The organism is Streptomyces antibioticus, from assembly GCF_002019855.1.
GTDB classification, from domain to species: Bacteria; Actinomycetota; Actinomycetes; order Streptomycetales; family Streptomycetaceae; genus Streptomyces; species Streptomyces antibioticus_B.
This window is the reverse complement of record NZ_CM007717.1, coordinates 1,732,144-1,746,389: the sequence shown is the minus strand read 5'-3', so window position 1 is coordinate 1,746,389 and position 14,246 is coordinate 1,732,144. Positions and strand designations below refer to the sequence as shown.

Genomic DNA, 14,246 nt, shown 5'->3' with positions numbered 1-14,246 from the left:
GACCTAGCGATGTTCCGCCGTACCTTCTGGTTCACCACCGGCGTCGCCGCCGGGGTCTGGGCCACCACCAAGGTCAACCGCAAGCTGAAGCAGCTCACTCCCGAGAGCCTCGCCGCGACCGCGGCGAACAAGGCGCTGGAGACCGGAGCGCGCATCAAGGACCGAGCGGTGGGCTTCGCGCTCGACGTCCGCGACAACATGGCCCGACGGGAGGCCGAACTCGAGGACGCCCTCGGTATCGGCGACGACCCCGAACTGCCCGCGCCCCGGCGGTACACCGCCATCGAGAACCGCACCCACCCGAAGTACCTCGACAGCTCGACGTACTCGCACAACCGGAATGAGGACCACTGATGGAGTCGGCCGAGATTCGCCGCCGCTGGCTGAGCTTCTTCGAGGAGCGCGGGCACACCGTCGTCCCTTCGGCGTCGCTCATCGCGGACGACCCGACTCTGCTGCTCGTCCCCGCCGGCATGGTGCCCTTCAAGCCCTACTTCCTGGGTGAGGTCAAGCCGCCCTTCGCGCGCGCCACCAGCGTCCAGAAGTGCGTGCGCACGCCCGACATCGAAGAGGTCGGCAAGACCACCCGCCACGGCACGTTCTTCCAGATGTGCGGCAACTTCTCCTTCGGCGACTACTTCAAGGAAGGCGCCATCGGTTACGCCTGGGAGCTGCTCACCAGCCCCCAGGACAAGGGTGGTTACGGCCTGGAGCCGGAGAAGCTCTGGATCACCGTCTACCAGGACGACGACGAGGCCGAGCGCATCTGGCACGAGGTCGTCGGCGTGCCGAAGGAGCGCATCCAGCGCCTCGGCATGAAGGACAACTACTGGTCCATGGGCGTCCCCGGCCCCTGCGGCCCCTGTTCCGAGATCAACTACGACCGCGGCCCCGAGTTCGGCGCCGAGGGCGGCCCCGCCGTCAACGACGAGCGGTACGTGGAGATCTGGAACCTCGTCTTCATGCAGTTCGAGCGCGGCGAGGGCATCGGCAAGGACAACTTCGAGATCCTCGGCGAGCTGCCCAGCAAGAACATCGACACGGGCCTCGGCCTGGAGCGGCTCGCCATGATTCTGCAGGGCGTGCAGAACATGTACGAGATCGACACCTCCATGGCCGTCATCAACAAGGCCACCGAGCTGACCGGTGTCGCCTACGGCGACGCCCACGCCTCGGACGTCTCGCTGCGCGTGGTCACCGACCACATGCGCACCTCGGTGATGCTCATCGGCGACGGCGTCACCCCCGGCAACGAGGGCCGCGGCTATGTGCTGCGCCGCATCATGCGCCGCGCCATCCGCAACATGCGCCTCCTCGGCGCCACCGGCCCGGTCGTCAAGGACCTGGTCGACACCGTCATCGCGATGATGGGCCAGCAGTACCCCGAGCTGGTCACCGACCGCGAGCGCATCGAGAACGTCGCCCTGGCCGAGGAGAACGCCTTCCTCAAGACGCTGCGGGCCGGCACCAACATCCTCGACACCGCCATCACCGAGACCAAGGCCGCCGGCGGCGCCGTCCTCGCCGGCGACAAGGCGTTCCTGCTCCACGACACCTGGGGCTTCCCGATCGACCTCACCCTGGAGATGGCCGCCGAGCAGGGGCTGTCCGTGGACGAGGACGGCTTCCGCCGTCTGATGAAGGAGCAGCGGGACAAGGCCAAGGCCGACGCCCAGGCCAAGAAGACCGGGCACGCCGGCGCCGGTGCCTACCGCGAGATCGCCGACCAGGCCGGCGAGACCGACTTCATCGGCTACGCCGACACCGAGGGCGAGACCACCGTCGTCGGCATCCTGGTCGACGGCGTCTCCTCCCCGGCCGCCTCCGAGGGCGACGAGGTCGAGATCGTCCTGGACCGCACCCCGTTCTACGCCGAGGGCGGAGGCCAGATCGGCGACACCGGCCGGATCAAGGTGGACACCGGTGCCGTCATCGAGATCCGCGACACCCAGAAGCCGGTCCCGGGCGTCTATGTCCACAAGGGCGTCGTCCAGGTCGGCGAGGTGACCGTCGGCGCCAAGGCCCACGCCTCCATCGACCGGCGGCGCCGTACGGCCATCGCCCGCGCCCACTCGGCCACCCACCTCACCCACCAGGCCCTGCGTGACGCGCTCGGCCCGACGGCCGCCCAGGCCGGTTCCGAGAACCAGCCCGGCCGCTTCCGCTTCGACTTCGGCTCGCCGTCCGCCGTTCCGACGGCCGTGATGACCGACGTCGAGCAGAAGATCAACGAGGTGCTCGCCCGCGATCTCGACGTGCACGCCGAGGTCATGGGCATCGACGAGGCCAAGAAGCAGGGCGCCATCGCCGAGTTCGGCGAGAAGTACGGCGAGCGGGTCCGTGTGGTGACCATCGGCGACTTCTCCAAGGAGCTGTGCGGCGGCACGCACGTCCACAACACCGCCCAGCTCGGTCTGGTGAAGCTGCTCGGCGAGTCGTCCATCGGCTCCGGTGTGCGCCGGATCGAGGCCCTCGTGGGCGTCGACGCCTACAACTTCCTCGCCCGGGAGCACACGGTCGTCGCCCAGCTCCAGGAGCTGATCAAGGGCCGTCCCGAGGAGCTTCCGGAGAAGGTCTCCGCCATGCTCGGCAAGCTGAAGGACGCCGAGAAGGAGATCGAGAAGTTCCGCGCCGAGAAGGTCCTCCAGGCCGCCGCCGGTCTGGTGGAGTCCGCCAAGGACGTCCGCGGCATCGCCGTGGTGACCGGCCAGGTCCCGGACGGCACCACCCCCGACGACCTGCGCAAGCTGGTCCTCGACGTGCGTGGCCGCATCCAGGGCGGCCGGGCCGCCGTCGTCGCCCTGTTCACGGTGAACAACGGCAAGCCGCTGACGGTCATCGCCACCAACGAGGCCGCCCGTGAGCGCGGCCTCAAGGCCGGCGACCTGGTCCGTACGGCCGCCAAGACCCTCGGCGGCGGCGGTGGCGGCAAGCCGGACGTCGCCCAGGGCGGCGGCCAGAACCCGGCCGCCGTCGGTGACGCCGTCGACGCGGTCGAGCGGCTCGTGGCCGAGACGGCCAAGTGAGCCAGGCCATGCGCAAGGGCCGTCGGCTCGCGATCGACGTCGGGGACGCCCGGATCGGGGTCGCCTCGTGCGACCCCGACGGGATCCTCGCCACCCCGGTGGAGACGGTCCCCGGCCGGGACGTCCCGGCGGCCCACCGCAGGCTGCGGCAGTTGGTCGAGGAGTACGAACCGATCGAGGTCGTCGTCGGTCTCCCTCGCTCCCTCAAGGGGGGCGAGGGCCCGGCCGCGGTCAAGGTCCGCGCCTTCGCGGGGGAGCTGGCCAAGGGCATCGCTCCGGTGCCGGTCCGGCTGGTGGACGAGCGGATGACGACCGTGACGGCCAGTCAGGGACTGCGTGCCTCGGGGGTGAAATCCAAGAAGGGCCGTTCGGTCATCGACCAGGCAGCCGCTGTGATCATCCTTCAGCAGGCGCTGGAATCCGAACGGGTGTCAGGTAAAGCACCGGGCGAGGGCGTCGAAGTGGTCATCTGATCGCGATACGGTAACGTTCCGCGCGATGCGGTGGTGTTCGAACAGCCACCGCACAAAGAGAGGCGGACACGATGACCGGCCCGTGCAAGCCGCGTGATCGCCGCCTCGCGGCTCTAGGGGATCGATGACTGAGTATGGCCGGGGTCCAGGCTCCGAACCGTGGCATCCGGAGGACCCGTTGTACGGGGACGGCGGATGGGAAGGGCAGCAGGCCCCCATGGCCGGACAGCAGCCTGCCTACGGCGGCCAGCAGCAGCACCCCTACCCGCAGCAGCAGGCGCAGTACGGCGACTGGGGTCAGGGCCAGCCGCAGCAGTACGGCCAGCAGCAGTACCCGCAGCAGTCGTACGACCAGCAGGGCTACGGCCAGCAGCAGTCCTACGATCATCAGCAGTACGCCCATCAGGCCCAGCAGCAGGGCTACCAGGAGGGGTATCACGAGGGCGGCTGGGACGGCACGGGCACGCACGCGCACGTCCCCTACGCCCCCGACCCGGGTGACCCGTACGGCCAGCAGGCCGCCGCGTACGGCGCCGAGCAGCCCGACTTCTACGGCACCCAGGACGCCTATCCGCCGCCGGAGCCGCCCGCCCGCCGGCACCCCGAGCCGGGTGCCGAGCCGAGGACGCAGACGGAGCCCGAGCGGAAACCGGACTGGGACCCGGACCCCGAGGAGCAGGACGAGCACCCGTTCTTCACGGGCGGCGGGGCCGACGATGACGACGAGGACGACCGGTACGCCCGGGCCGGCCGGGGCGGCGGGGGCGACGACGAGGACGAGCCCGAACGGCGCGGCGGCGGACGCGGTGACCGCCGGGGCCGTGGCGGCAAGGGCGCGAAGGACGGCAAGGGCCCCCAGGGCAAGAAGAGCCGCAACGGCTGCGCCTGCCTGGTCGTCGCACTGGTGTTCGCCGGTGGTCTGGGTGGGATCACCTACTTCGGCTACAGCTTCTACCAGAATCGTTACGGCGCGGCCCCGGACTACTCGGGCGACGGCTCCGGCCAGTCGGTGAGCGTGCAGGTCCCCGAGGGCTCGGGCGGGGCCAGGATCGGCCAGCTCCTGAAGGAGGCCGGGGTGGTGAGGAGCGTCGACGCGTTCGTGTCCGCCTTCACGAGCAATCCCGACGGCGACAAGATCCAGGCGGGCGCGTACATCCTGAAGAAGGAGATGTCCGCGGAGAGCGCCGTCGAGATGATGCTCGACCCGGCCAGCCAGGCCAATGTGATGGTCAATCCCGGGCACCGCAACATCCAGGTCTACAAGATCATCGACGAGAAGCTCGACCTCGCCGCCGGCACCACCCGGAAGGTCGCGGAGTCGAAGTTCGACGAACTCGGCCTGCCCGACTGGGCGAACGACGACGAGGACATCAAGGACCCGCTGGAGGGCTTCCTCTACCCGGGCACCTATCCCGCGGCCAAGGGCATGAAGCCCGAGGCGGTCCTGAAGCCGATGGTCGCCCGGGCCAACGAGGTCTACGAGAAGTACGACCTGGAGGCGAAGGCGAAGGAGCTCAAGCTGGACGGGCCGCTCCAGGTCGTCACCGTCGCCAGCCTGGTCCAGGCCGAGGGCAAGACGCTGGACGACTACCGCAAGATGGCGGAGGTCGTCTACAACCGGCTCAAGCCGACGAACACCGAGACCTACCAGTTGCTCCAGTTCGACTCGACCTTCAACTACCTGAGGAACGAGAGCAAGATCCAGATCAGCGAGTCCGAGATCAACAGCAACAAGGACCCGTACAACACCTACACCAACAAGGGTCTGCCGCCGGGGCCGATCGGCAACCCCGGTGCGGACGCGATGAAGGCCACGCTGAACCCGACCAGTTCCGGCTGGATCTACTTCGTGGCCACCGACGGTGTGAGCAAGACCGAATTCGCCAGGACCGCCGCGGAATTCCAGAAGCTCAAGGACAAGTTCAATGCAAGCAGGGGCAACTGACGCCCGCCGGGCCGCAGTTCTCGGCAGTCCCATCGCCCACTCGCTCTCCCCGGCGCTGCACCGCGCCGCGTACGAGGCGCTGGAGCTGACCGGCTGGACGTACGACCGCTTCGAGATCGACGAGGCGGCCCTGCCCGGCTTCGTCGACGGGCTCGGCCCCGAATGGGCCGGTCTCTCGCTGACCATGCCGCTCAAGCGCGCGGTCATCCCCCTGCTCGACGAGATCAGCGAGACGGCGGCCTCCGTGGGCGCGGTCAACACCCTCGTCTTCGGCGAGGACGGCCGCCGGACCGGCGACAACACCGACATCCCCGGGATGGTCGCCGCGCTGCGCGAGCACGGCGTCGAGCAGGTCGACTCCGCCGCGATCCTGGGCGCCGGCGCCACCGCCTCCTCGGCCCTGGCCGCGCTGTCCCGGATCTGCACCGGCGAGATCGTCGCGTACGTGCGCAGCGCGGCGCGGGCCGTCGAGATGCGGGAGTGGGGCGAGCGGCTCGACGTCGAGGTGCGGATCGCCGACTGGGCGGACGCGGCGCAGGCCCTGCGCTTCCCGCTGGTCGTCGCGACCACCCCGGCCGGGACCACCGACGCCCTCGCCGTCGCCGTACCGGAGCGGCCCACCACCCTCTTCGACGTGCTCTACGACCCCTGGCCCACCGAACTGGCCGCCCGCTGGTCGATGTTCGGCGGCGCGGTCGTCAGCGGCCTCGACCTGCTCGTCCACCAGGCGGTACTCCAGGTGGAGCAGATGACCGGCCGGACCCCCGTCCCGGTCGAGGTCATGCGCAAGGCGGGCGAACAGGCCCTGGCCGCGCGGCAGGACCCCGAGGTCTGACCGCTGCCCGCCTCCCGCCCGGCGGCACCGTAGCTGACATCCTCGCGTCCGCTTCGTGGACCGGGGCCGGTCCACGGGCCGGGACGTGGGAGGATCGGAGGTGGCGGGCCGGGGCCGCGCACCCGGTCGGCGTCGACGTCGTACGCGAGGACACGCGTGCGCAGGGCAGTACCAGGGCGCGAGACTGAGGAGCATCGTTGAGCAGGCTGCGTTGGCTGACCGCGGGGGAGTCCCACGGTCCCGCACTTGTCGCGACGCTGGAGGGCCTTCCCGCCGGCGTGCCGATCACCACGGAGATGGTGGCCGACCATCTGGCGCGGCGGCGGCTCGGCTATGGACGCGGCGCCCGGATGAAGTTCGAGCGCGACGAGGTCACCTTCCTCGGCGGCGTCCGGCACGGACTCACCCTCGGCTCCCCGGTCGCGATCATGGTCGGCAACACCGAATGGCCCAAGTGGGACCAGGTCATGGCGGCGGACCCGGTCGACCCGGAGATCCTCGCGGGCCTCGCGCGCAACGCGCCCCTGACCCGCCCCCGCCCCGGCCACGCCGACCTGGCCGGTATGCAGAAGTACGGCTTCGACGAGGCCCGCCCGATCCTGGAGCGCGCCTCCGCCCGCGAGACGGCGGCCCGGGTCGCCCTCGGCGCGGTCGCCCGGTCGTACCTCAAGGAGACGGCCGGCATCGAGATCGTCTCGCATGTCGTCGAACTGGCCGCCGCCAAGGCCCCCTACGGCGTCTACCCGACCCCCGCCGACGTCGAGAAGCTCGACGCCGACCCGGTGCGCTGCCTGGACGCGGACGCGTCGAAGGCGATGGTCGCGGAGATCGACCAGGCCCACAAGGACGGCGACACCCTCGGCGGCGTCGTCGAGGTGCTCGCCCACGACGTGCCGGTGGGCCTCGGCTCGCACGTGCACTGGGACCGCCGGCTGGACGCCCGGCTGGCCGCCGCCCTCATGGGCATCCAGGCCATCAAGGGCGTCGAGGTCGGCGACGGCTTCGACCTCGCGCGCGTGCCCGGCTCCAAGGCCCACGACGAGATCCTCACCACGCCCGAGGGCATCCGGCGCTCCTCCGGCCGTTCCGGCGGCACCGAGGGCGGTCTGACCACCGGCGAGCTGCTGCGCGTGCGCGCCGCGATGAAGCCGATCGCGACCGTCCCGCGCGCCCTGCGGACCGTCGACGTGGTCACCGGCGAGGCCGCCCAGGCCCACCACCAGCGCTCCGACGTCTGCGCGGTGCCCGCGGCCGGCATCGTCGCCGAGGCCATGGTGGCGCTCGTCCTCGCGGACGCGGTCGCCGAGAAGTTCGGCGGGGACAGCGTGCCCGAGACCCGCCGCAACGTCCGCTCGTACCTCGACAACCTGCACATCCGATGAGCGGGCCGCTGGTCGTCCTGGTCGGGCCGATGGGCGTCGGCAAGTCCACCGTGGGGCTGCTGCTGGCCGAGCGGCTGGGCACCGGCTACCGGGACACCGACGACGACATCGTCGCCGAGCAGGGCCGCAGCATCGCGGAGATCTTCGTCGACGAGGGCGAGGACGCCTTCCGCGCGATCGAGAAGCAGGCCGTGGCCCGGGCGCTCACCGAGCACACCGGCGTCCTCTCCCTCGGCGGCGGCGCGGTCCTGGACGCGGACACCCGCGCCCTGCTGGCCGGACAGCGGGTGCTCTATCTGTCGATGGACGTCGAGGAGGCCGTCCGGCGCACCGGCCTGGGCGTCGCCCGCCCGCTGCTCGCGGTCAACCCGCGCAAGCAGTGGCGCGAGCTGATGGACGCCCGCCGCCACCTGTACGAGGGCGTCGCCACGGCCGTGGTGGCCACCGACGGCCGTACGGCCGAAGAGGTCGCCCGAGTCGCCCTGGACGCACTGGAGTTGAAGGACGCATGAGCAGCGAGTCGGTAACACGGATCAGGGTCGGCGGCAGTGCGGGCTCGGATCCGTACGAGGTCCTGGTCGGCCGTCAGCTCCTCGGTGAACTCGGCGGGCTGATCGGCGACCGCGTCAAGCGCGTCGCCGTGATCCACCCCGAGGCGCTCGCCGAGACCGGTGACGCGCTCCGCGCCGACCTGGCCGAACAGGGCTACGAGGCCGTCGCCATCCAGGTGCCCAACGCGGAGGAGGCCAAGACCGCCGAGGTCGCCGCCTACTGCTGGAAGGCGCTCGGCCAGTCCGGGTTCACCCGCACCGACGTCGTGGTGGGCGTCGGCGGCGGCGCCACCACCGACCTCGCCGGGTTCGTGGCCGCCACCTGGCTGCGCGGGGTGCGCTGGATCGCCGTCCCGACCACCGTCCTGGCCATGGTCGACGCGGCCGTCGGCGGCAAGACCGGCATCAACACCGCCGAGGGCAAGAACCTCGTCGGCGCCTTCCACCCGCCGGCCGGTGTCCTGTGCGACCTGGCCGCGCTGGACTCCCTCCCGGTCAACGACTACGTCTCCGGGCTCGCCGAGATCATCAAGGCCGGTTTCATCGCCGACCCGGTGATCCTCGACCTCATCGAGGCCGACCCGGAGGCCGCGCGCACCCCGGCCGGACCGCACACCGCCGAGCTGATCGAGCGCTCCATCCAGGTCAAGGCGGACGTCGTCTCCTCCGACCTCAAGGAGTCCGGGCTGCGGGAGATCCTCAACTACGGCCACACCCTCGCGCACGCCATCGAGAAGAACGAGCGCTACAAGTGGCGGCACGGCGCCGCCGTCTCCGTCGGCATGCACTTCGCCGCCGAACTGGGCCGCCTCGCAGGGCGGTTGGACGACGCCACGGCCGACCGGCACCGCACGGTCCTGGAGTCCGTCGGGCTGCCGCTGTTCTACCGCTACGACCAGTGGCCCAAGCTGCTGGAGACCATGAAGGTCGACAAGAAGTCCCGCGGCGATCTGCTGCGGTTCATCGTCCTCGACGGGCTGGCCAAGCCGACCGTCCTGGAGGGCCCCGACCCGGCGGTGCTGCTCGCCGCCTACGGGGAAGTCGGACAGTAGGTCCGAGCAGGAGGACACTACGTCCCCCACGTTCCCTTCCGCCCGATTCGCCGGGCACACCGGGCACTTCGGGCCGCCCCCGGCCGTTCACCAAACGACGGTCGGGGGCGGTACCGTTCAGAATCGAAAACGGGGGCATACGTTCCCGTCGTCAGCGCCCATCGCCTGTACGAGACGGAGTGGCACCGGATGCAGCACGCAGTGGGTTCTCCGCTGCCGCCGCCCCACCAGCCGGGGCACGGTCCGGCCGCCGGCTGGTCGTCGGCCGCACATCTGCCGGGGCCGCACCAGCCGGGCGGCGCCCCGCCGCCGCCCCCGCCGGGCTTCGTCGGCGCACCCTCGGGCCCGGTGCCGCCCGCTCCGCAGCCACCGGTCCCCCCGGTCCCGCCACCCCCGGCTCCGCAGCACGCGCCCGTTCCGCCGGCCCCGCCCGGACCGTCGCACGCGTCCCACCCGCCCGGCTCCTCCGGCACCGAGGTCACCGGGCATCTTCCGCTGCCCCCGGGCGGTCCGGTCCCCATGCCCAGCGTGCCGCCCGCCGCGACCGCCCCCGACCCGGGCGCCACCACCCTCGCGGTGCTGCTCATCGGGCCCGCGGGCGCCGGGAAGACCAGCGTCGCCAAGTTCTGGGCCGACCACCGCCGGGTGCCCACCGCCCACATCAGCCTGGACGACGTCCGCGAATGGGTCCGCTCCGGCTTCGCCGACCCGCAGAGCGGGTGGAACGACCACTCGGAGGCCCAGTACCGCCTGGCCCGCCGCACCTGCGGCTTCGCCGCCCGCAACTTCCTGGCCAACGGCATCTCGTGCATCCTCGACGACGCGATCTTCCCGGACCGCCCGGCCGTCGGCCTCGGCGGCTGGAAGCGCCACGTCGGCCCGGGGCTCCTGCCGGTCGTCCTGCTGCCCGGCCTGGAAGTCGTCCTGGAGCGCAACGCGAAACGCTCGGGCAACCGCCGCCTCACCGACGAGGAGGTCGCCCGCATCCACGGCCGGATGGCCGGGTGGTACGGCTCGGGCCTGCCGATCATCGACAACACCGCGCTGGACGTCCCGTCGACGGCACGGGTCCTGGACGAGGTGCTGGCCCGCGCGATCGCGAGCCCGCCCAAGTGGTGAGCCCGCCCAAGCGGTGAGTCCGCTCAAGTGGTGAGCCAGCCCAAGTGGTGAGTCCGGCCACCCGGGGGCCGGGGAGGGCACCCCACTCGGCCCCTCCCAACCGGCACAATCCGGGCATGGCTCCTACGCTCGACTCATGTCAGACCTGTACGCGTCTCGCCGAACCCGCCTGAGGGAACGCTGCACCGCGGCCGGCAACGCGGCAGCGCTCGTCTCCAGTCCGGCCAATGTGAGGTACCTCGCCGGAGCCGCCCCGCGCGGCGCCGTGCTGCTCCTGGGCAAGGGGGAGGACGTCCTCGTCTGCCCGGGACCGTCCGACGACCGCCCCGGCGAGGAGCGGCCGGACGACAGTCTGCGCGTCCACCTCCTGTCCCGACCCGGCGGCGACCCGGCCGTCGCGGCGGCCGACCTCCTGACGGCCCGGCCCGGCGGGGACTCCCTCGCCATCGAGGAACACCACCTCACCGTCGCCCGCCACCGCGAACTGCGCTCGGTCGTCCCCCGGCTGCGCGTCGCCGACCTGGGCACCGCCGTCGAACAGCTCAGGGTCGTCAAGGACGAGGAGGAGATCTCCTGTCTGCGGATCGGCGCCGAGATCGCCGACCAGGCCCTCGGCGAGCTGCTGGAATCCATCCTGGTGGGCCGCACCGAACGCCATCTCGCCCTGGAGCTGGAACGGCGGCTGGTCGACCACGGCGCCGACGGGCCCGCCTTCCCCACCTCCGTCGCCACCGGCCCGAACTCCGGCCGCCGCGGCCACCGGCCCACGGACCGCCGGGTGGAGGAGGGCGACTTCCTCTCCGTCTGCCTGGGCGCGGCCTACCGCGGCTACCGCTGCGAGATCGGCCGAACGTTCGTCATCGGGACCTCTCCCGCCGACTGGCAGATCGAGCTGTACGACCTGGTCTTCGCCGCCCAGCGCGCCGGACGGGAGAGCCTGGTACCGGGCGCCGCCTACCGTGACGTGGACCGCGCGGCCCGCCAGGTACTGGGCTCCGCCGGGCACCACGAGGGCCTTCCGGCGCTCACCGGGCACGGCGTCGGACTCGAAATCGACGAGGACCCGCAGTTGGCCCCCGCGGCCATGGGTAAACTGGACGCTTGCGTGCCGGTCACCGTCGAACCGGGGGTCCACCTCCCGGGCCGGGGCGGCGTCCGGATCGATGACACGCTCGTCGTACGCCCCGAGGCGGACGGCGGACCCGAGCTACTCACCATCACGACCAAGGAGCTGCTCGCCCTCTAGGCAGGTGCGTGCCCCCGGGGTCGTCCACGTCAGTCCAGGAGATTCCGCAACCGTGGCTTCCACGAACGACCTCAAGAACGGCCTGGTGCTCAAGCTCGAAGGCGGCCAGCTCTGGTCCGTCGTCGAGTTCCAGCACGTCAAGCCCGGCAAGGGCCCGGCCTTCGTGCGCACCAAGCTCAAGAACGTGCTGTCCGGCAAGGTGGTCGACAAGACCTTCAACGCCGGCGTCAAGGTCGAGACGGCCACTGTCGACAAGCGCGACATGCAGTTCTCGTACATGGACGGCGAGTACTTCGTCTTCATGGACATGGACACGTACGACCAGCTCATGATCGACCGCAAGACGGTCGGCGACGCCGCGAACTTCCTGGTCGAGGGCTTCACCGCCACCGTCGCCCAGCACGAGGGCGAGGTGCTCTTCGTCGAGCTGCCGGCCGCCGTCGAGCTGGTCATCCAGGAGACCGAGCCGGGCCTCCAGGGCGACCGCTCCACCGGTGGCACCAAGCCCGCCACCCTGGAGACCGGTCACCAGATCCAGGTCCCGCTCTTCATCACCACCGGTGAGAAGATCAAGGTCGACACCCGCACCAGCGACTACCTCGGCCGGGTGAACAGCTAACCGTGGCTGCCCGCAACACGGCCCGCAAGCGTGCCTTCCAGATCCTCTTCGAGGGCGACCAGCGCGAAGCCGATGTCCTGACGGTCCTCGCGGACTGGGTGCGGCTCTCCCGGGCCGACACCCGGCAGCCGCCGGTCAGCGAGTACACGATGCAGCTCGTCGAGGGCTACGCCGGGCACGCGCGGCGGATCGACGACCTGATCTCCCAGTACGCCGTCGGCTGGACGCTCGACCGGATGCCGGTCGTCGACCGCAACCTCCTGCGGCTGGGCGCCTACGAGCTGATCTGGGTCGACGAGACCCCGGACGCCGTCGTCCTCGACGAGATGGTGCAGCTCGCGAAGGAGTTCTCCACGGACGAGTCGCCCTCGTTCGTCAACGGCCTGCTCGGCCGGCTGAAGGAACTCAAGCCGTCGCTGCGCCGCGACGAGGCGTAAGCGCCGGTACGACAACGCCGGAGGGCCCGCAGCAGCACGCTGTGGGCCCTCCGGCGTGTCCGGGGCTCCCGCGGTGCCCGCGCCTGCTCCCAGGAGCCCCACGGGCCCCTGAAACACCGCCGGGGTGGCCGGAACCATCAGGTTCCGGCCACCCCGGCGGCACGTTTCTGCTGAGTCGCCACGGCGCTCGGTTCCCGCTCAGTTCTCCTCGTGGGACACCGCGCGACGCGCGTCCGCGTCCAGCACGCCCCAGCTGATGAGCTGCTCGGTGAGGACCGAGGGCGACTGGTCGTAGATGACGGCGAGGGTGCGCAGGTCGTCCTGGCGGATCGAGAGCACCTTGCCGTTGTAGTCGCCGCGCTGGGACTGGATCGTCGCCGCGTAGCGCTGGAGGGGGCCCGCCTTCTCGACCGGCACATGGGCCAGCCGCTCCAGGTCCAGGACCAGCTTCGGCGGGGGCTCGGCGGCGCCGCCCGGGGTGGTGCCCGGCAGCAGTTCCTGCACGGGTACGCCGTAGAAATCAGCCAGTTCGGCAAGACGCTGCACGGTCACGGCACGGTCGCCGCGCTCGTACGAACCGACCACGACCGCCTTCCAGCGTCCCTGGGACTTCTCCTCGACACCGTGGAGGGAAAGGCCCTGCTGGGTGCGGATCGCCCGGAGCTTGGCCCCGAGCTGTTTGGCGTATTCGCTGGACATATAGCTCCCCGGCATTGGGTCGACGCTACTGGCTTTGGTTCCGTGCCGCGCGGCTGGTAACTCACTGTGAGGTTACGCAGCGTGATTCTGCTGCGTCAAGCCGAATGGTCCACACCGACTCTTCCGTGCCCGCGATGGCTGATTACGCCAAGGGGGTGATCAGGGGTGTCGTCCCGGCCTGCTACCGTGGATGGCGCAAACCCGACGTCCTTTAAGGTCCGTCCCGTGAGGCGGAGAAGGAGGTCCTCTTCGTATGGACACTCAAGCGTCCGATGCGCGGCCCGTTCTCGAAGGCCCCGACATCGCGCGGGTACTGACCCGCATCGCCCACGAGATCGTCGAGCGCGCCAAGGGCGCCGACGACGTGGTGCTCCTCGGCATCCCGACCCGCGGCGTCTTCCTCGCCCAGCGGCTCGCCGCCAAGCTGGAGCAGATCACCGACCGCAAGATCCCGGTGGGCTCCCTCGACATCACCATGTACCGCGACGACCTGCGCATGCACCCGCCGCGTGCGCTGGCCCGCACCGAGATCCCCGGTGACGGCATCGACGGCCGGCTGGTCGTCCTCGTGGACGACGTGCTCTTCTCGGGCCGCACCATCCGCGCCGCCCTCGACGCGCTGAACGACATCGGGCGCCCGCGCGCGGTCCAGCTCGCCGTCCTCGTCGACCGCGGCCACCGCGAACTGCCCATCCGCGCCGACTACGTCGGCAAGAACCTCCCCACGTCGTTGCGGGAGACGGTCAAGGTCCAGCTCGCCGAGGAGGACGGTCGCGACACCGTGCTGCTCGGTGCGAAGCCGACCGCCCGGCAGTAGCACGCGCGCGTGCGGCCCCCTCGGGCCGTACGTCCCCTCGCCGTG

The 14,246-nt window shown here is 71.1% G+C and carries 14 protein-coding genes; 13 read left to right on the top strand and 1 reads right to left on the bottom strand.

Annotation, left to right across the window (positions count from 1 at the left end):
- Positions 1-9 precede the first annotated feature (9 nt).
- From AFM16_RS07720 to nusB, 12 genes are all read left to right on the top strand, one after another.
- A complete protein-coding gene (locus AFM16_RS07720; RefSeq protein WP_030785903.1) occupies positions 10-354 on the top strand; it encodes a hypothetical protein in 345 nt (114 codons plus the stop codon).
- Positions 354-3,026 (top strand): alanine--tRNA ligase, encoded by a 2,673-nt coding sequence (gene alaS, locus AFM16_RS07715; RefSeq protein WP_078632864.1) that lies wholly within the window; start codon positions 354-356, stop codon positions 3,024-3,026. The genes AFM16_RS07720 and alaS overlap by 1 nt, the downstream gene beginning before the upstream one ends.
- An 8-nt stretch (positions 3,027-3,034) precedes the next feature.
- Positions 3,035-3,499: a Holliday junction resolvase RuvX gene (ruvX, locus tag AFM16_RS07710; RefSeq protein ID WP_030785898.1), complete on the top strand. Its 465-nt coding sequence runs from the start codon at positions 3,035-3,037 to the stop codon at positions 3,497-3,499.
- Between the two features lie 124 nt (positions 3,500-3,623).
- A complete protein-coding gene (mltG, locus tag AFM16_RS07705) occupies positions 3,624-5,444 on the top strand; it encodes an endolytic transglycosylase MltG (protein WP_078632863.1) in 1,821 nt (606 codons plus the stop codon).
- Positions 5,425-6,279: a shikimate dehydrogenase gene (locus AFM16_RS07700; protein WP_030785891.1), complete on the top strand. Its 855-nt coding sequence runs from the start codon at positions 5,425-5,427 to the stop codon at positions 6,277-6,279. Before mltG ends, AFM16_RS07700 begins: the two co-directional genes overlap by 20 nt.
- 197 nt (positions 6,280-6,476) lie before the next feature.
- Complete coding sequence (aroC, locus tag AFM16_RS07695; protein ID WP_030785888.1) at positions 6,477-7,661, top strand: chorismate synthase; 1,185 nt, start codon at positions 6,477-6,479, stop codon at positions 7,659-7,661.
- Positions 7,658-8,173, top strand: coding sequence for a shikimate kinase (locus tag AFM16_RS07690; RefSeq protein WP_030785885.1), 516 nt, complete (start codon positions 7,658-7,660; stop codon positions 8,171-8,173). The genes aroC and AFM16_RS07690 overlap by 4 nt, the downstream gene beginning before the upstream one ends.
- The gene (gene aroB, locus AFM16_RS07685; protein WP_030785882.1) at positions 8,170-9,264 is read left to right on the top strand and encodes a 3-dehydroquinate synthase; all 1,095 of its coding nucleotides are present in this window, start codon (positions 8,170-8,172) and stop codon (positions 9,262-9,264) included. The genes AFM16_RS07690 and aroB overlap by 4 nt, the downstream gene beginning before the upstream one ends.
- 189 nt (positions 9,265-9,453) lie before the next feature.
- A complete protein-coding gene (locus tag AFM16_RS07680; RefSeq protein ID WP_078632862.1) occupies positions 9,454-10,383 on the top strand; it encodes a Pro-rich N-terminal domain-containing protein in 930 nt (309 codons plus the stop codon).
- A gap of 136 nt (positions 10,384-10,519) precedes the next feature.
- Positions 10,520-11,629, top strand: a complete 1,110-nt coding sequence (locus AFM16_RS07675) for an aminopeptidase P family protein (RefSeq protein WP_030785878.1) — start codon at positions 10,520-10,522, stop codon at positions 11,627-11,629.
- Positions 11,630-11,681: 52 nt separating this feature from the next.
- Positions 11,682-12,248, top strand: a complete 567-nt coding sequence (efp, locus tag AFM16_RS07670; protein WP_030785876.1) for an elongation factor P — start codon at positions 11,682-11,684, stop codon at positions 12,246-12,248.
- A 2-nt stretch (positions 12,249-12,250) separates the two neighbouring features.
- On the top strand, positions 12,251-12,685 hold the full coding sequence (nusB, locus tag AFM16_RS07665; protein WP_030785874.1) for a transcription antitermination factor NusB: 435 nt from the start codon (positions 12,251-12,253) through the stop codon (positions 12,683-12,685).
- A gap of 198 nt (positions 12,686-12,883) precedes the next feature.
- Here nusB and bldD read toward each other — a convergent pair whose 3' ends face one another.
- The gene (gene bldD / locus AFM16_RS07660) at positions 12,884-13,384 is read right to left on the bottom strand and encodes a transcriptional regulator BldD (protein WP_030785871.1); all 501 of its coding nucleotides are present in this window, start codon (positions 13,382-13,384) and stop codon (positions 12,884-12,886) included.
- A 253-nt stretch (positions 13,385-13,637) separates the two neighbouring features.
- On the opposite strand from bldD, the gene pyrR reads away from it, so the two are divergent.
- The gene (gene pyrR, locus AFM16_RS07655) at positions 13,638-14,201 is read left to right on the top strand and encodes a bifunctional pyr operon transcriptional regulator/uracil phosphoribosyltransferase PyrR (protein WP_030785868.1); all 564 of its coding nucleotides are present in this window, start codon (positions 13,638-13,640) and stop codon (positions 14,199-14,201) included.
- The last annotated feature ends 45 nt before the right edge of the window (positions 14,202-14,246 follow it).